21 protein-coding genes are annotated in these 18,133 nt (G+C 28.0%); 3 read left to right on the top strand and 18 right to left on the bottom strand.

What is annotated here, in order from left to right:
* Positions 1–130: 130 nt before the first annotated feature.
* On the top strand, positions 131–355 hold the full coding sequence (locus tag BHAMNSH16_RS13210) for a hypothetical protein (RefSeq protein WP_014487650.1): 225 nt from the start codon (positions 131–133) through the stop codon (positions 353–355).
* Between the two features lie 5 nt (positions 356–360).
* Positions 361–1,170 carry a pyridoxamine kinase gene (locus BHAMNSH16_RS13205; RefSeq protein ID WP_008731789.1) on the top strand — a complete coding sequence of 270 codons (810 nt, stop codon included), beginning with the start codon at positions 361–363 and terminating at the stop codon, positions 1,168–1,170.
* 383 nt (positions 1,171–1,553) lie between these two features.
* Here the strand turns inward: BHAMNSH16_RS13205 and BHAMNSH16_RS13200 are convergent, their stop codons facing one another.
* Positions 1,554–4,307, bottom strand: a complete 2,754-nt coding sequence (locus BHAMNSH16_RS13200; protein ID WP_069731836.1) for a tetratricopeptide repeat protein — start codon at positions 4,305–4,307, stop codon at positions 1,554–1,556.
* A gap of 70 nt (positions 4,308–4,377) precedes the next feature.
* Between BHAMNSH16_RS13200 and BHAMNSH16_RS13195 the strand changes: the two genes are divergently transcribed.
* The gene (locus tag BHAMNSH16_RS13195; RefSeq protein ID WP_069731837.1) at positions 4,378–5,460 is read left to right on the top strand and encodes a glycosyltransferase; all 1,083 of its coding nucleotides are present in this window, start codon (positions 4,378–4,380) and stop codon (positions 5,458–5,460) included.
* A gap of 40 nt (positions 5,461–5,500) precedes the next feature.
* On the opposite strand, the gene dnaJ is transcribed toward BHAMNSH16_RS13195, so the two are convergent.
* From dnaJ to BHAMNSH16_RS13110, 17 genes are all read right to left on the bottom strand, one after another.
* Complete coding sequence (gene dnaJ / locus BHAMNSH16_RS13190; RefSeq protein ID WP_008732172.1) at positions 5,501–6,631, bottom strand: molecular chaperone DnaJ; 1,131 nt, start codon at positions 6,629–6,631, stop codon at positions 5,501–5,503.
* Between the two features lie 43 nt (positions 6,632–6,674).
* Complete coding sequence (locus BHAMNSH16_RS13185) at positions 6,675–6,965, bottom strand: DnaJ domain-containing protein (RefSeq protein WP_069731838.1); 291 nt, start codon at positions 6,963–6,965, stop codon at positions 6,675–6,677.
* Between the two features lie 40 nt (positions 6,966–7,005).
* Positions 7,006–7,698, bottom strand: a complete 693-nt coding sequence (locus tag BHAMNSH16_RS13180) for a YoaK family protein (protein ID WP_069731839.1) — start codon at positions 7,696–7,698, stop codon at positions 7,006–7,008.
* A gap of 101 nt (positions 7,699–7,799) precedes the next feature.
* A complete protein-coding gene (locus BHAMNSH16_RS13175) occupies positions 7,800–8,765 on the bottom strand; it encodes an Rpn family recombination-promoting nuclease/putative transposase (RefSeq protein WP_008727823.1) in 966 nt (321 codons plus the stop codon).
* An 83-nt stretch (positions 8,766–8,848) separates the two neighbouring features.
* Positions 8,849–9,358 carry an ankyrin repeat domain-containing protein gene (locus tag BHAMNSH16_RS13170; protein ID WP_008727825.1) on the bottom strand — a complete coding sequence of 170 codons (510 nt, stop codon included), beginning with the start codon at positions 9,356–9,358 and terminating at the stop codon, positions 8,849–8,851.
* 119 nt (positions 9,359–9,477) lie between these two features.
* Positions 9,478–9,759, bottom strand: a complete 282-nt coding sequence (locus BHAMNSH16_RS13165; RefSeq protein ID WP_008727826.1) for an ankyrin repeat domain-containing protein — start codon at positions 9,757–9,759, stop codon at positions 9,478–9,480.
* A gap of 79 nt (positions 9,760–9,838) precedes the next feature.
* A complete protein-coding gene (gene dnaK / locus BHAMNSH16_RS13160; RefSeq protein ID WP_008727827.1) occupies positions 9,839–11,755 on the bottom strand; it encodes a molecular chaperone DnaK in 1,917 nt (638 codons plus the stop codon).
* Positions 11,756–11,827: 72 nt separating this feature from the next.
* Complete coding sequence (locus BHAMNSH16_RS13155; protein WP_008725868.1) at positions 11,828–12,037, bottom strand: hypothetical protein; 210 nt, start codon at positions 12,035–12,037, stop codon at positions 11,828–11,830.
* A 20-nt stretch (positions 12,038–12,057) separates the two neighbouring features.
* Positions 12,058–12,663, bottom strand: coding sequence for a nucleotide exchange factor GrpE (locus tag BHAMNSH16_RS13150; protein WP_008727828.1), 606 nt, complete (start codon positions 12,661–12,663; stop codon positions 12,058–12,060).
* 505 nt (positions 12,664–13,168) lie between these two features.
* The gene (dnaA, locus tag BHAMNSH16_RS13145; RefSeq protein ID WP_008727829.1) at positions 13,169–14,545 is read right to left on the bottom strand and encodes a chromosomal replication initiator protein DnaA; all 1,377 of its coding nucleotides are present in this window, start codon (positions 14,543–14,545) and stop codon (positions 13,169–13,171) included.
* 89 nt (positions 14,546–14,634) lie between these two features.
* Positions 14,635–14,991 (bottom strand): YkvA family protein, encoded by a 357-nt coding sequence (locus tag BHAMNSH16_RS13140; RefSeq protein WP_008727830.1) that lies wholly within the window; start codon positions 14,989–14,991, stop codon positions 14,635–14,637.
* Positions 14,992–15,021: 30 nt separating this feature from the next.
* Entirely contained in the window at positions 15,022–15,339 is a 318-nt protein-coding gene (locus tag BHAMNSH16_RS13135; protein WP_008727831.1) for a hypothetical protein, read from the bottom strand.
* Positions 15,336–15,626 carry a hypothetical protein gene (locus BHAMNSH16_RS13130; RefSeq protein ID WP_008727832.1) on the bottom strand — a complete coding sequence of 97 codons (291 nt, stop codon included), beginning with the start codon at positions 15,624–15,626 and terminating at the stop codon, positions 15,336–15,338. Before BHAMNSH16_RS13130 ends, BHAMNSH16_RS13135 begins: the two co-directional genes overlap by 4 nt.
* 151 nt (positions 15,627–15,777) lie before the next feature.
* The gene (locus BHAMNSH16_RS13125) at positions 15,778–16,332 is read right to left on the bottom strand and encodes a GNAT family N-acetyltransferase (RefSeq protein ID WP_069731840.1); all 555 of its coding nucleotides are present in this window, start codon (positions 16,330–16,332) and stop codon (positions 15,778–15,780) included.
* Between the two features lie 29 nt (positions 16,333–16,361).
* Positions 16,362–16,895, bottom strand: coding sequence for a methylated-DNA--[protein]-cysteine S-methyltransferase (locus BHAMNSH16_RS13120; protein WP_008727946.1), 534 nt, complete (start codon positions 16,893–16,895; stop codon positions 16,362–16,364).
* Positions 16,892–17,533: an isochorismatase family protein gene (locus BHAMNSH16_RS13115; protein WP_008727947.1), complete on the bottom strand. Its 642-nt coding sequence runs from the start codon at positions 17,531–17,533 to the stop codon at positions 16,892–16,894. The genes BHAMNSH16_RS13120 and BHAMNSH16_RS13115 overlap by 4 nt, the downstream gene beginning before the upstream one ends.
* 25 nt (positions 17,534–17,558) lie before the next feature.
* Complete coding sequence (locus BHAMNSH16_RS13110; RefSeq protein ID WP_008727948.1) at positions 17,559–18,131, bottom strand: HD domain-containing protein; 573 nt, start codon at positions 18,129–18,131, stop codon at positions 17,559–17,561.
* Positions 18,132–18,133: the final 2 nt, after the last annotated feature.

Below are 18,133 nucleotides of genomic sequence, written 5' to 3'. Positions count from 1 at the left end.
ATAATATACTTTAATATAAATTTAAAAAATAATTTATAGTTATTTTATGAATGAGTTTTTTTAGTAAAATTTATTTGAAAAAAAAACTATTATATGATAATATATCAAAATATATCATTTGGAGCAATAAATGAGAAGAGGTAAAAAAAATCCATTTCAAAAAGAAGTTGAAAGAAAATTTGGAACTAGCGGATTTGAACTTAATTCTTTTTTATCCGGCGGTAAAAAAATGAAAGTTACTAAAGAAGAGATAGAAGACAGATATGATATAACTCTTGAACAATTTGCATACTTTGCACAAATATCAGGATATAAAGTTCTTGCCGATAGTAAAGCACTTATTATATTTAAATAAAATTTATGAATAATAACTTTAATGTACTGCTTCTAAATGATTTATGCTCTTATGGTAAGGCATCTTTAACAGTTAATATACCGGTATTATCTCACTTTGGTATAAAAGTTTCCCCTCTTGTCAGTGTTATGCTTTCAAATCATACCGCTTTTGAATCTTTCTGTGCTTTTGATTTAACTGAACAATTAGAAAAAATTGTAGAAGAATTAAAAATAAGAAAACCTAATTTTGATGCTTTTTATGTAGGATGGATAGCCTCTGGTAAACAGCCGGATATTGTTGTAGATATAATAAAGAGTTTTAATATTGGAACTGTTCTCATAGATCCTATACTTGGTGATAATGGTAAACTCTACCCTTCTATGTCTTATGAGCATGTAAATGCTATGAAAGAATTAATAAAATATGCTAATATAGCAACTCCTAATATTACAGAATTGGCTATATTATTAGGAAAAGATCCTTCTATAAAATATAATGAAGAAGAAGTTAAAGATATGGCTAGAGAACTCTCTGAAATTGGACCAAAAACAGTAATCGTTACAAGTGTTTCAAAAGATGATGATATAGGAAGTCTATGCTATAAAGATAATAATATAATAACTAGCTATTATCCAAAAATAAATATAATGATACCAGGTACAGGAGATGCTTTCGGAGCTTCATTATTAGGATATATATTAAAAGGCGATAGTATAGAAAGTGCTCTAAAAAAGTCAACAAAGTTTATATATAATTGTGTTGAAGCTGCTATAAAAGATAATGATGATAGAGTTTACGGAATAGCAATAGAAAAAAGGCTTAATTTACTTTAATTATGAAAAATATTCACACTACTATTCCCACCCTATAGACTTTCTATTATTTTATGTCATTTCTGCTTTATATTGCTTTTTAACTTCTAACTGTTATTTTAATTGCCCGCCCAATTTTTTAAAAATTTATTGCGGCAATTACCGCACGGTGAAAAAAATTATAAATTTAATATAATAAATAATTGTAATTTAAATTATTAATAAAGAACCGTTTAACGTGCGGTGTAAAAAATAAAAATACAATAAAAATTTGGGCGGGAATGCTTTTACAAACTAAGTAAAAAAATTAATAAACACTTTTATATTGAATAAAAAATAAAAAAGCATAAAGGGCGGGATTTAAATATGCACTTTATGCTTTGTTAGTTTTTATTATAATAAATTTACTCTATGATTTTATTTTGAACATAATCAATTTCTTTTAATATTATATTTCTAGCTTCTAAATCTCTCCCCCATACCGCTTTACTTAAAGCAGTTTGATAATTATTCAAAGCCTCTTTGAGTAAAGTTTTTGTATTTCTGTCTATATATTTTTCTGCTCTAAATTTATAAATATCAGCTAAAAGTTTATATCCGCTGTAATCATCAGGAACTAATGCTAAATAGTTTAAAGCATAAGTTTCAGCATCCATATCATTTTTTAAATTGCTAAGATAAACTAAAGCAGCTCTATAATTAGCAGCAGCATAATTCTTTTTCATCTTGATAATTGCTTCATAATCTGATAATGCTGATTTAGTACTGCCCATAAGTTCATTTATATATGCTCTTTGATAAATATAATCAATATTCTTACTATCAAATGATAAAGCATTATTAATTATATTTAAAGCTTCACTATAATTTCCAATTTTTGTATAAATCTTTGAAGCAGCATACAGTTTATCAGGATTATTAACATTTGCATTTATTAACTTTTGAAGATCCTCAGAAGAAGGATTATAATTATCTATATTAACAGCACTTTCTGCCGCATATATAGGATTAAAATCAATATATTTAGATGCCCTGTCATAACATAAAAGAGAGTATTCATATAAATAAGCTCTATTATATACTCTGCCCAATAATAAGTCTTTTCCGCCATTAACATTAATATATTCAGTGATTCTATTAACGATGTTAAATCCTTCTATATTGTATTCGTATATATATGCTTCAGCAAGTCTTATTCTATTATCTATATAAGCAGGCGAAATTCTCAAAACTTCTTTCATTATAGAAGATAAACTTACATAAGCACTTATATTATTATAATATCCAATAGAACTTAAATAAGAATCTATATACATCTCATTTTGAACAGCAATTGCATCATAATTGCTTCTATTTCTTCTTACAGCCAAAGCGACAGTTTTAGATGCTTCTTCATATCTCTTATTATCATACAAATATGCCGCATAAAGTCCATAAACAGATGACTCAATCTGCTTTATATAAGCAACATCATAATTTTTATTTCTCAAATCGGCTATATAAGCTAGAGCCTCGTCAAATTGATTAAATCTAAGAAATTCAAATATTCTGTCAGTAACCAAATTCAAATGTAATTTTAATTCCTCCTCCCAATATTCAGTGGCTCTTATATCTATAGCATCTCTCTCCTTTTGATAAACTGATGTATCATTATTTGAAGCCCTAATGCCTAACATCTTTCTAAGCAAAAGAACATTATTAACACTTATTGTATTTGCATTAAAACTTTCTTTTAATATATTTATAGCCTCATCTATAGAACCTAAATTATAATATGCCTCAGCAATATAGCCTATTCTAATCTGTTCTTCATTTCCATCAAATTTATATTTAGAAAGAAGCTGCATTATATCAACATAATATTTTTGCTGCTTTAATTGTTCAGTCTTATCTAATATTTTATTGTATTCTATATTATTTAATAAACCGTTCACAATATCTTTATAAGAAGATACAGATTTTAATAATTTGTAAGCCTCATCATATTTTTTTTGTCTTATCAAACTTTTACTATAATTTATTTTATTTTCATCAGAAATATTATACAAATTTATGATTTGAGATATTATTTTATCCGGATAATAACTATAGCCTAAATCATAAAGCATAGATGCAAATGTCTCATATAATCTAGGTTTATTATATGTGTATTCTAATCCTCTTTCTAATATTTTTATAGCCTCAGTTTCATTATTTTCATATAAATATATTTGAGCTAATATAGCATAAGCTTCATCAAAATCTCTTACAGATGAAATAAATTTTAATAATATACTTTTAGCATTATTATAGTTTTTCAAAGCAAAATATGTTTTAGCCAAAGCAACCGTTATTTCCGGATAATCAGAAGAATATGAAGATATATTATTTAGTATGTTTATGGCATTTGTATAATTTTGAGATGAAAAACTTTTATCCCATAAATATATCTCTTTTTTCACCGCAGCATTGCTTATTTTTGTCTGAATTCTAATTTGCTCTTCATTATTAGAATATCTTACATTTCTGTAATTATTTATAGCATTATCATACTGATTATTTAAATAACTTATATCTCCAAATCCTTCATTAGCATAAGAATTATTTTGTTTTAAACAAGCATTGAAATAATAATCAGCACTCTTAACATCTCCATTTTTTAAAGCAGAATTACCGGCTAAAAAAAGCCAATGAGGATTATTCGTTACTTTATAGGCAGTAATACATAATCTTAAAGTTTCTTCGTATTCGTTAATAGTATTAAAAAATTCAAATATTACCCCATAAACTGTATTATAATCTTTCTCTTCTATATATAGAGATAATAGTTTTTTAAAATCTAAAGAAGCATAATAAAGATCAGCCCTTCTATAATATGAAAGACCTCTAAGATAATATATTTCATAATAATCTTTATAATTATTTTCTAAAGAATTACATAAATTAATTGCCTCAAAAAAATTACCGTCTTGTACAAATTTTCTAGCTTTTTCTAATTCTTTATTTAAAGTATATTGAGTATTAGCATCTAAAGTATTTTTATTAGTATTCACAGTTATACTTTCTAAAGTGATGTTTGCATTTCTATCACTCATTACAGTATGATATTGTAAAATATCTCTGGAATATGCCGAAATATATATAGTAAAAATTATAAATAAAATTTTATTTATTTTCATAACAAGTCCTTATTTATCATTTCAAATATCGGAATGGAATTTGGTATATTTTAATTATGACGGATAAAAAATGAAAGAAATTATTGTATTAATATCTAATGCTAGCAATATAAGAGATAAATCTAATCAATTTATGCTTAATATGATAGAGCATTTTTACAAATCATCTATAAAAATAACAGTATTTTCAAAATCATTTCCGAAGAATTTTCCTGCTTATATTACAAGAAAACATTTATCTTTGTTATTTTTAAAAAAGTCAGCAAAGAATATAGCAAATATTGCTGAAAATTCTGATGCAATTATAGCTATAGATTTTCCTATGAATATAGCAGCTTCCATGGCTAAAAATATTTTAATAAAAAAAAGAATAAATAAACTGCCTGTAATAGTATGGTATACTTTAAATTTCCAAAATCATTTATATTTTCATGAACAAAAAGACAGTAAAACAAAATTAATAGATAAAAGACTTATGAAATTGGATTATAAACATACTGACAATATTGATATAATAATATGCGGAAGTAAAAAAACAAAGGAAAGATTATTATACTTACATAAAGATATAAAAAACATAGAAATCATACAGCCTTATTTCTCCCCTTATATATTTATTAACAATGATAAAAAATCTAAAAAAGATAAATCAATAATAATATTCTATAATAAAGAGAATAGTATCTTCAAATGCACAGCAGCTTATGCACAGTATCTGAAAGAAAGTAATGATATATATAAATTAAAAATAATAGGATATGATAAAGAATTAAAAGAAAATATTCATAAATTATCTATAGAGCAATATGTTGAATTTATAGATGAAGACGATAATACCCACATAGGAAAAGAGATAGAAACTTCAAACTGCATGATAATACATAATATAAAAGATTCTTTCTATACTCAGTTAATAGCAGCTTGGCATTATAAAACATTGCCTATAATAGATGCTAAAAGCTCATCTGCTGAAATAGCTTCTGATGATAAAAATGCATTAATATACAATTCTCAAAATCCAATATCAATAATATCAAAAATAAAAAAAATGACTGAAAATAAAAAATCTTATGAATTATTTATGTCATCAATAGATGAAATTCAAAATACAGATAAAATATTGGAATTAATCTATAATTTCAATCATAATTAAAAAAGGAGGATAATTCCCCCTTTATAATTATAATTTAGCATCACCAATTAGTTTTATTAGGTTTTCTTAAAGCAGGTTCATCATTAGAAGGCATAACCTTTTTAAGTTCATTGAATAATCTTTTCTCCTCAGCAGACAATTTAGATGAAACATCTATATTCACTACAACAAATAAATCCCCCCTACCGGATCTGTTTATATGAGTAGCACCGCTTCCTTTCAATTTAAATATTTGTCCGCTATTAGTTCCTGCTGGAATTTTTATTTTCACTTTCTTTTTATCCAAAGTCTGTATATAAATATCAGCACCTAATGCCGCCTGTGCAATATTGATGCCTACTTCTGTTATTAAATCTATACCATCTCTTATAAAATAAGGATGCGGACTTACATGTATATATAGGTATAAATCGCCTGCTATTCCTCCTCCTACAGCCTCTCCTTCTCCGCTTACTCTAAGCTGAGTATTATCATCAATACCTTTAGGAATATTAACAGAAATAGTTTTAGTTTTCTTAACAGTACCGATTCCTTTGCAGTTTTTACAAGGTGTTGTTACTATAGAACCGCTTCCATTACATCTGCTGCATGTTCTTCTTACACTGAAAAAGCCTTGAGCCATTCTAACCTCTCCGCTTCCTCCGCAAGTAGGACAAGTCTGTGTTTTTGTTCCGGGTTCAGCTCCTGTACCATGACAAACATCGCAAGTATCGTTTTTATCTAATTTGATTTCCATTTTCTTTCCAAAAACGGCATCTTCCAAAGATAAAGTAATATCATGTCTTATATCTTTACCTCGTCTTTGGGATCTCGACCCTCTTCCGGAAAATCCGCCTCCGAAAAATGAGCTGAATATATCATCTAAATCACCGAATCCGCCTGAACCTCCGAACATTGATGAGAAATCAAAACCGCCTCTGCCGTAAGCATCAGCAAAATCACTATGAACGCCCTGAAAACCAAATTGATCATATTGAGCCCGTTTTTTCTCATCAGATAAAATCTCATAAGCCTCCGTAGCCTCTTTAAATTTATCTTCAGCCTCTTTATTTCCCGGATTCCTATCTGGGTGATACTGCATAGCTAATTTTCTATATGCTTTTTTTATTTCATCGTTAGTAGCTGTTTTTGCTACGCCTAATACTTCGTAATAGTCTCTTTTATCTGCCATTTATCATATCCTCTGTATAAAATTTATCATTAAATATTAAAAATCAGTTTTTTCTTCTGCCTAGTATTAAACCTAATCCAATACCTGCCGCAGCCAATCCTCCAATAATATACTTATTGGAAGATAAATATTTAATATTATACTGCATTCTGGTCTCTTTATTAGATAAAATTTCATAGGCCTCATTTATATCTACAAATCTTCGATTAGCCTCTTCATCACCGGGATTTCTATCCGGATGATATTTCATAGCCAATTCCCTATAAGATTTTTTTATTTTTTCATTACTTGCAAATATATTAACATCAAGTATTTTATAATAATCTTTATCCATAATAAATATCCTTTAATTATATAAAAAATTATAAACACATTTATTTTTCAAAAAACATCAAACTTTCAACTACCAATAATAAAGCGGAAGAAATCCATATAGCTCTGATTCCAAATATATTAGTAAATAAAGTTCCTAAAAAAGCTCCTAAAGCAAAAGAGCATAATATTGTAATATATATCAATCCTTTTTTTAATCCTGTATTATCTTTATTAAACAAAAATTTAAATATATTCTCTGAAGCAGATCTTAAATTACCTGTACACATATTTGTAACATAAGAAAGTCCTTCCACCTTATTAAATGTTATCATAAATATTGCCGACATAAATGATATACTTCCTACAATCACCGTGTCTGAAAATGTTTGAGGCAGTAATCCCACTATAAATAGTACAATAGAATGTATTAATATAATAACATATTCAAATTCAATAATCTTCCTTTTATTCAAAATTTTCTTTATATATAAAGCAAAAAAAATACCAATAATAAAAATTATAATAGACATAAAATAATGCAGAGTATCATTAAATTGTTTTCTCACCAAACCCATAGCAAAAAATATTATATTACCAGTCTGAGCATAAGCAAAAACTCCTCCTCTGGTAACATAAGTATAAGCATCCACAAATCCGCCAACCATAGTAAGTATAGAAGCTATATATATAGTTTCGGTTGTATGAATGGATTCATTTTTTCTTTTAATAAAAGCTATAATTTTATTTTTCACTTATCTGCCTTATTTTTATTGCCGAATATTATAACACAAAAAAATATTTTTAGAAATATTTTAATAAATACATAATCATTAAAACATATTTAATTATAAAATCATAATTTCAAAATTTCTTCGGTACTTAAACCTGTTATTTTGCTTATTAAATTTATATCAAGATTTTCATTCTTCATATTTTGAGCCAAAACATATTTTTCTTTTTCAATACCTTTTTCAATACCTTTTTCAATACCTTTTTCAATACCTTTTTCAATACCTTTTTCAATACCTTTTTCAATACCCTTTGATATACCTTTTCTCTCAGCCTCTGCTAATTCATAATCAAGCATTCTTTTATTAAAATATTCATCAGCCTCTTTTCTTCTATAGCTATCTATTAAAGGATTAGTATGTACAAACGATTCGGATTTTAATTTTACCTCTTCAAATATAGTATCCTCTTTCAATAAATTTTCCATTTTATCCCCCTTAAAAAATTTTAACCAAGATAAAAATTTCTTCTCTGCTTCATCATAACTTGAATTAAAATTAAATTTAGGAAGCTCTATATAATGAAGCTGACAATGATTAGTAAGTATTCTATTATGTTTAATCTCTTTCAAAACATAGCAAGTATGAATATCATTTATATCATACATCAAATTAAAGTTCAAAATATTAATGCTTATTACAGGACATAAATTATTATAATTATCGCCCTTATTTAACATCACAGCATAACCATTAGCCCAATAAAATAAACTTCTGTAAATAAACTCAATATTGCCCTGAGACTGTATCTCTATAATAACAACTTCTCCGCTGTCAGTGGTACACCTTATATCCATCACAGACTCTTTAGATTCTAAATATTTGCTCAAGTTAAAAGGATTAAGAATCTCAGCTTTTACAAAAGTTTTAAAATGCATATTTTTCATAACAGAATTTATAAAACTAAGTATTATTCTCTCATTACCTCTCTCTGAAAATAAATACCTTATATAGCAGTCATTTATTCTGTTAATATTATCAACAGTGATAATTTCTTTTTTAAGTTTTTCAAGATACTCTGAATATTCCATACCAGCCTTTAAAAATAATTGTATGTTTATTATACTAGTATTATGGTAAATTGTCAAAGAACAAAAATTTTAAATATATTTTATTATTTAGCCCCTTTTGATTTTAAAAATTCCGCTACTTCTGAATGCCCATTTCTTGAAGCATCAATCAAAGCCCTATCTAAACTATAAGCTCCTAAATCTATCAAAAGTTTTACTATTTCTAAATCCCCTTTTTCTGAAGCCTTCATCAAAGCTGTTTTACTACCATAATTAAGATTAGCTCCTGAGTCTATTAAAAGCTCAGCCATTTCAAAATCTCCAATATAAGAATAATAAATTAGCATTAATTCATATATGCATTGTATATAATTTATTAATCCTGTATAATAAAATGAAACATTATTATAATTTAATCTTAATTTAGTTTCTGTACTAGAAGCACCAGCTATAATAAGCTCTTTTACTATATCTCTATGACCTTTTAATAAAGCATATTCTAACGCTATATTAAGTTCATTATGTCCAAACTCTTCTGTTGTTTCTAATATGTTTTTTACTTTCTCTAAATCTCCGAGTCTGGCTGCTTTTACTAATTCTGTATTTCTTTTCATCAATTACTTCCTAATAAACATTAAAAATATAGGCGATTGAAAATCAACACTTTCAAAAAATTAACTTCCAATCGCCCATTAGACTTTATATATTCAACTTTTACTTTATATAGCACATATCATATTTCATTTTGAAAATCTTGCTTACTCATCAAATAAGCAAGTACTTCATTTTGTCCATTTTCTGAAGCGACTTTGATAGCTAATTTATCATTTACATCAGCTCCATTTTCTACTAAAAATTTTACAGCTTCTAAATGACCATTTGCACTAGCATAAGCTAAAGCTGTATAATTGTCTTTATCTTTTAGATTAACATCTTCAACTTTTACAAGTAACTCTAATTCTTTTATATCACCCATTTTAGCGGCTTTTAATAATGGATTCATTTCCATATTCATATATAATATCCTTAAAATAATATGCAGTTAACAAGAACTGTTTTTTATTAACTGCATATTTAACTTCTTATTTCATTATTTATTTATTATCATCAACAACTTCATAATCAGCATCAACTACACCGTCATCTTTTCTGCCTGAATCTTGGCTGTTATCAGACTGTGCCTGCTGTCCTGCATCTGCCTGACCTTGCTGTGCTCCTGCTTGTTTATAAAGTGCCTCTGAAGCTTTGCTCCATGCTGCTTGTAAATCGTCTGTAGCTCTTTTAATACTGTCTGTATTATTAGATTCTACTGCTGATTTCAAAGCACTCATTTTTGACTCAATTTCTGATTTGTCAGAAGCCTGTAATTTATCGCCGTTTTCTTTCAATAATTTTTCTGTCTGATAAATCATATGGTCAGCATTGTTTTTAGCTTCAACTTCTTCTTTTTTCTTTTTATCTTCTTCAGCATGTTTTTCAGCATCTTGAACCATTTTGTTTATTTCATCTTCGCTAAGTCCGCTTGAAGAAGCTATTGTTATTTTCTGCTCTTTACCTGTACCCAAATCTTTAGCTGTAACATGTACTATACCGTTAGCATCAATATCGAATGAAACTTCTATTTGAGGAACTCCTCTTGGTGCAGGAGGTATTCCTACCAAATCAAATCTTCCAAGCTCTCTGTTGTCATTAGCCATTTTTCTTTCACCTTGTAATACTCTGATAGTTACAGATGACTGATTATCTGCTGCTGTAGAGAATACTTGTTTTTTGTTTGTAGGTATAGTAGTGTTTCTGTTGATTAAAACAGTCATTACTGAACCTTCTGTTTCAATACCAAGTGAAAGCGGAGTAACATCAAGAAGAAGTACATCTTTAACATCACCTTTTATGATACCGCCTTGTACTGCTGCTCCCATTGCTACTGCTTCATCTGGGTTTACGCTTTTATTTGGTTCTTTTCCAAATATGTTTTTAACTGTTTCCTGTACTAAAGGTACTCTTGTAGAACCTCCAACAAGTATAACTTCATCTATATCGCTAATAGAAAGTCCTGCATCTTTCAATGCTTTTTCACATGGTATGCGAGTTTTTTCTACTAAATCTCTTACTAAATCCTCAAATTTTGCTCTTGATAAAGATACATTCAAGTGTTTAGGACCTGATGCATCTGCTGTCAAGTACGGCAAGTTGATGTCAGTTTGTAATGAACTTGAAACTTCTTTTTTAGCTTTTTCAGCAGCTTCTTTTAATCTCTGTAAAGCCATTTTATCATTATTCAAGTCAACGCCTGTATCTTTTTTGAACTCATCTATAAGCCAATTAATTATCGCTTGGTCAAAATCATCACCGCCCAAGTGAGTATCACCGTTTGTACTTTTTACTTCAAATACTCCGTCAGCCAATTCAAGTATAGATATATCAAAAGTACCGCCGCCCAAGTCATAAACTGCTATTTTTTCATCTTTCTTTTTTTCTATACCATAAGCTAAAGCAGCTGCAGTAGGCTCATTTATTATTCTTAATACATTAAGTCCGGCAATACGGCCTGCATCTTTAGTAGATTGTCTTTGACTGTCATTAAAGTATGCTGGTACTGTAATAATAGCATCAGTTACTGTTTCGCCCAAATATTCTTCTGCTGTTTGTTTCATCTTTTGAAGTATTCTAGCACTTATTTCCTGAGGGGTGAAGTTTCCTTCTAAAGTTTTAATTTTTACTTTTCCGCCGTCTTCTATAACTGTATAAGGCATTCTTGAACGCTCTTCTGTTACTTCTGCATAAGTGTTACCCATAAATCTTTTAATAGAGAATATTGTATTTTCTGGATTAGTTACCATTTGGTTTTTAGCAGGCTGACCTACTAATACTTCGCCTTTATTTGTGAATGCTACTATAGAAGGTGTTGTTCTGTTTCCTTCGCTGTTTGTTATTACTACAGGTTTCCCGCCTTCCATTACTGATACACATGAATTTGTTGTTCCTAAATCTATTCCAATTATTTTACTCATAATAAATTTCTCCTTTTCAAATATTACTAAATCTTTTAATACTAAAATTAATATATCTTAAATTATCTGCTGTCAGTCTTTCGTCAGAACACTAACAACATACTCAGTATGACCATTACCCAAATGAGAAGTAGTAAGGTCAACATTAATTACTTCTTTATCTCTGATATGATTGTTAATCGCATCAGTCAAATCCTGAAGAACTCTGTTTATATGCTGTATGCTCTCCTTTTTGTCTGCTTTCGGCTCGTAATAAGCTCTAAAAAGTTGAATATGTGCCATAAAATCTCCTAATTAATTATTTATTCTTTAGCAGTAGCCGGCTTTCCAACCACCACTTTAGCTGTTCTCAAAAGTTCATCATTCAATTTATAACCTTTAGCATAAACTTCAACAACCTTTTCTTTATCAAGATTCGGAACTTCTATCATAGTTAATGCCTCATGTACATTAGGATCAAACTCTTCTCCTAAAGACTCTATTTCAGAAACCCCATTATCATGCATAAAGTCTATAAATTGTTTATGTATTAGTGCTATTCCTTTATAATACTCAGAATTCTGAATATTTTCTTCTTTCTCTCCTGCTTTTAATGCCCTCTCAAAATTATCCATAAAATTTAACAAAGACAATAAAAGTTCTTTATTCGCTCTTTTTATACCGTCAATTTTCTCTTTAGCCGTTCTCTTTCTAATATTTTCCGCCTCTGCCATAGCATACATATATTTATTTTTCATATCAGCAGATTCATTTTCCAACTCCTCTATTCTTTTTTTCAATGCTGTTATTTCATCCTCAGTATTATTTTCAATATTTTCTTCCGATTGCTCATTATTTTCAGCCGCTTCTGCTTCTACATTTTCTTCCTCTTTTTTATCTTCGCTGTTTTCTTTTATTTCCTCTTCCATTTATTCTCCTTTTTATTAAAAGTATTATTTTATAACTTTTTAATATTCTCAGCTTTATACCACTATTATATGCAATAAATGTGCCAATAAATAAAATTTAAATAATATCTTTCATAAAAAATAACTTAACAAAATACATTTAAAACATATAAATACTAAAAAAACTAATAAGAATATGCTCAATATAATACAAAAACATATTAAAACAGATAAATAATTTTTGATTATGACTAAATACAGCTATATATAATATTAAATGTACAATTTTTATACATATAAAATATTCAATCATGTATTATTTTTAGACATATAAATATAATAAAAAGAGTATTATGATAATATTAGACAGTAAAAGTTTGAATTTCCGTTAAAAAAGTATCACCCTGTATAAGACATCAGGGTGATAAGGAGGTTTATGAAAAATTGTATTAATTTAACAATACTCCTAAATTATATATAAAATCATATAAAAGTCAATCATTTTTTATATTTTATTTTAAGAATTTTATGATATTCCGGCTATTATATCATTAATTTCTGAATATAAATGCGAACCTGTTTTTAATTCATCTTTAACTTTATCTCTGGCATGTATTACAGAGGCATGATCTCTATTAAAATCGAGTCCTATTTCCGTAACAGACTTTTTAGAATATTCGCAAGCTAAATATATGGCTACATGCCTAGCTTTAGATATAAATTTTGTTCTGTCTTTACTTTCAAAAGATGAAATCTCTATGCCATAATAATCAGCAACTATTTTTTTTATCTCTTTTATTGTAGCATTCTTTAATTTAGGCTTATTGGTAAAATAATCTTTAAATATATCCAATTTATCACATTGCTCTATATTAGGAGTTATTTTCATTAAATCTCTTACTGATAAATAAGCCCTTATTGCTCCTTCAATCTTCCTAACATCTGTTGTAATATTTTCTGCCATATATTTCATAACTTCTTCATCTATACTTGTATGCAAATCAAATAATTTTCTTTCTATTATGGCAAGTCTAGTTTCATATTGAGGAGGCTCTATTGAAAGAATAAGACTCTTTTCAAATCTATTTTTTAATCTTGCTTCTATATTTCTTAACTCTTTAGGAGGCTTATCACTTACAAATACCATCTGTTTTGATGAATTATCTAAAGCCTGAAATATTTCAAATAGTTCTTTAGATGTCTCCTGAGCACTTTCAAGAAGCTGTAAATCATCAAGCAAAAGCATATCCAAAGATTTATATCTTTTCTTAAAAACTTCAGGTTTTTTATTCTGAAGTCCTGATACATATTCATCTCTAAAACCGCTTCCGTCTATATAAAGAACTTTAGCATTAGGATTATTCTGCATATAACTATTACCTATAGCCTGAAGTAAATGAGTCTTTCCTATACCAACACTTCCATATATATAGAGAGGATTATATTCTTTACCCGGATTAGATGATACATATTTGGCGGCTTCAAATACATATCTGTTATTATTTCCCTGTATGAAATTATCAAACCTAAAATAATCGTTTAAATTGCTTTTACTATAAGAATTTTCTTTTTTTGAGGATTCTAATATATTTTTATTAGAATTATTTTCCTTATTTTCAGAAGATTCTTCAGTTTCATGCAGATACTTATTAACAAGTTCTGCATCTACTTTGACATCTATATCTATATTATGCCCTAGCCTATCTTCAAAAAAATCTTTTATTCTTGCTAAAAAATCTTTTTTTATATGCGATGCCGTAAAATCTCCAGAACACACTATATCAGCTTTATTTTCATTATCAGATACAATTATACTGCCTTTAAGCAGAGCAACACCAGCGAACTCATCATCTTCACTTATAATATCTAAAAATTCATTCCAATACTTTTTTATCTCTTCCATCTTTCTATCTTTAAAATATATTCTAGCTATATAATAATCGGAATTTATATTTTTAAATTAAATATAGAAAATTACAGTATATATTATTACTAATTAGCTGAAACTTTAAAAACTAATACTATAAGAAGAACCAATATCAGTATAAAAATAATAGTAAATATAAATGAAGCCCATTTTATATATTTAACTATCTTATATATAGATGTATTTTTATCTAATACAGTATTTTGAATGCCATGCAAAGCCGATGCAATTAAAAACAAAGCATCTTCTCCCCAACCAGCAACAGGTATAACATCCGGAATAAAATCAATAGGCGAAATCGTATATATTAAAGCTAATATAAATGGAATCCAAGAAATTATAGAATTAAAAGAATTCTTTTTATCATTATAGCCATCATTAACTATTTCAGCTTCTCTCTCATTATTATCATAATTATTCATAAATCCCCCATAATTTTAGTATTATAATTATCAAAGAGCAGGAGAATGATATCCCTTATAATTACCATTTGGATGACGCATACATTTTGCAGAAGTTAACTGTTTTATAGTTTTATATTTATTGCCGCAGTATTTACAAGTATATTCATCTTTTTCACTGCCCTCATAAAGTTTATGCTTGCCTTTATAATTACCATCTGGGTGCCGCATACAATTTTGAGAAGTCAATAATTTAACTGAACTAAATTTATTGCCGCAATACTCACAGTAAAAATTCTCCTGACTTTTAGGCATTAAACTTGCCGAAAAACAAAAAAATATAAAAGTTATTATGTATAATGTTCTCATTTTTTATCATCCGAAATTAAATCTTTATATTTAGAGTCTTTAAATTCTATATATGGTTTGGAGCTAAGCATATGAATTGCTGTTATAAGCGAATAACTAATCCAAGCCTTTTTTTCTGTAGGTTTAGATGATGAAGATTCATTTTTTTTAAGAAGCTCATTCAAAGATTCTGATATATCATCAATATGCTCTTCAAAAAAATCTTCGCACTCATCACAAGTATCCATAGTAGCCTGACCTTGTATTTCTTCTACATTTTTTCCGCACCAAACACATTTTACAGACATTTATATACCTCTTATTATTATTTTATTTACATGCATTATACAGATAATATTTAATTTGTAAAGATTTTGAGTATATAATTTTATATGTTTTTATGCGAATTTATTCAAAATAACAAATAAAAATCATAATTACATAAATTTAAAAGATTTTTTATATTTCATCATTTATTATAGTCATATGAACATGATCTTCCCACTTACCATTAATCTTTAAATATTTCTTAGCAAGCCCCTCATATTCAAATCCCAATCTTTTAGCCAATTCTAATGAAGGTTTATTATGAGGCATTATATTCGCTTCTACTCTATGAAGTTTAAGTTCTTTAAATACTATTATTATTGCTGCTTTAAGGGCTTCAGTCATGTAGCCTTTACCTTGTTCAAATTCATCTAATTTATAGCCCACTGTAGTTGATAAAAAAACACCTTTATAAATATTGCTGAAATTAATCATACCTATAATCTTTTTTTTATCTTCTATTTTGTATATCCAAAATTTAAGCATTCTTTCCAATCTGATTTCTTCAAGCTCTTTTTTTATAATATCTTTATGAGTATTAATCTTATAAAATACTTCAGGTCTTTGAGGATCAAACTCTTTAAAAAACTCTTTATTTCTTCTGTAAAAATCAACTATCTCTGAAGCCATATTTATATTGGGCTGTAATAGAAAAAGCCTATTTGTTTTATAAGTCTTTTTAAGCATATAAAATCAACCTATTATAATCTTAATTATTATATTATAATCTTAGAATTAACTATATTAAAACCCTCATGTCTTAGTAAATATTCTTTTTTATCCAAGCCTCCCGCATAGCCTATTAATTTTTTATTTACTCCTACAACTCTATGACAAGGTATAATAATAGCTATTTTATTTTTTCCTTCAGCTGTTCCAACTGCTCTCGATATGCTGCCTCTTTTATCGGAAATATTTGCTGCTATTTCGGAATATGATACAACATTGCCAAAAGGTATCTTTAAAGTTTCTAACCAAACATTATATTGGAAATCTGTACCATATAAAGCCAAAGGAATAGAGAATTTTTTTAAATCATTTGAAAAGTAATTATCTAATTCTTTTTTTGCTTTCTTTATTAAAGGCGGTTCATCATGTTTTGATGATATATTAATATTATTTAAGTTAAACTCTAATGATGTGATATATTGAGAAGTTTCATCAGTCATTAATATTATATCGCCAATAGGGCTTTTATAAATATAGGCTTTATTAAAATTTGTTTTTTTATCAAGCCTAATAATTTTCACAATTTAACCTTTTTAAGATTAATGAGAGGACAAGAAGCATATAATCCCTCAATAACTTCAGGATTAACTGCAGCAGAAGCATATCCAAGTACATTTACGCTTACCAAATATTCAGCATCTATAGAAGCCACATATTCAGCAGTATCTCTAGCCGTAAAAAATACACAGTAGTCAAGAGCAACCCCAACAAAATCAAGCACCAAAGTTTCTTTATTTTCTCTGGCAGCATCAATAAACTCTTTATGCATATAAGAAAAACCGGAGTTACCCTCATCGTCCGGATCAACTCCCTTTTGAACATATATATAATCTTTTTTCTTTCTAAGACCATCAACTATAGCCGAACCATAAGTTCTGGCAACGCAATGACGAGGCCATAAAGTAATGACTTCTTCATCTCCTGTATCCTGATCTATAACTTTTATTTTAGAAAAAGGCTCTTTTTCATGAGTTGAAGCAAAAGATATATGATTGGAAGGATGCCAATCCTGAGTTGCAATTATTGCATCATACTCTCCATTCTTTATAAGATCATTTATGACAGGCACCAATTTAGCAGCACCTTTAACAGCCATAGGACCGCCTTCCATATAATCATTTTGCATATCTACTATTGTAAGTATCTTTATTTTACTCATAACCCAAGTCCGTAAACATTAATATTTAGGAAATTTTATTAAGCCCTATACTCTCCTGCACAGGAATAAGAGCTTCTATAGTTTCTTTTATAAGTTCATCTATATTAATTCCCAACATTTCAGCACCTTTATTTATAACTGTTCTGTCAACTTTAGCTGCAAATGCCTTATCTTTCAATTTCTTCTTAACAGATTTTACTTCCATATCATCTAAACTCTTTGAAGGTCTCACTAAAGCACATGCCGTAATAAAACCTGCAAGCTCATCAACAGCATATAAAGTTTTTTCCATATCGCTTAAAGGCTCAATATCTGTACATAGTCCGTAACCATGACTTTGAATGGCTCTTATAAAACTATCAGGAAGTCCTTCTGCTTCAAGTATTTCTCTAACTTTGATACAATGCTCATCAGGATATTTTTCATAATCCATATCATGCAAAAAACCTACCATCCCCCATTCGTCTTCATCTTCTGCGTTTTTTCTTGCAAAATATCTCATAACAGCTTCCACTGATAATGCATGCTTAAATAATGAATGCTCATTATTATATTTTTTAAATAGTTCAATAGCTTTATCTCTTTCTATGCTAGCCATTT

This window comes from Brachyspira hampsonii (genome assembly GCF_002214805.1).
Lineage (GTDB): Bacteria > Spirochaetota > Brachyspiria > Brachyspirales > Brachyspiraceae > Brachyspira > Brachyspira hampsonii.
This window is presented reverse-complemented; position numbering and strand designations above follow the sequence as displayed.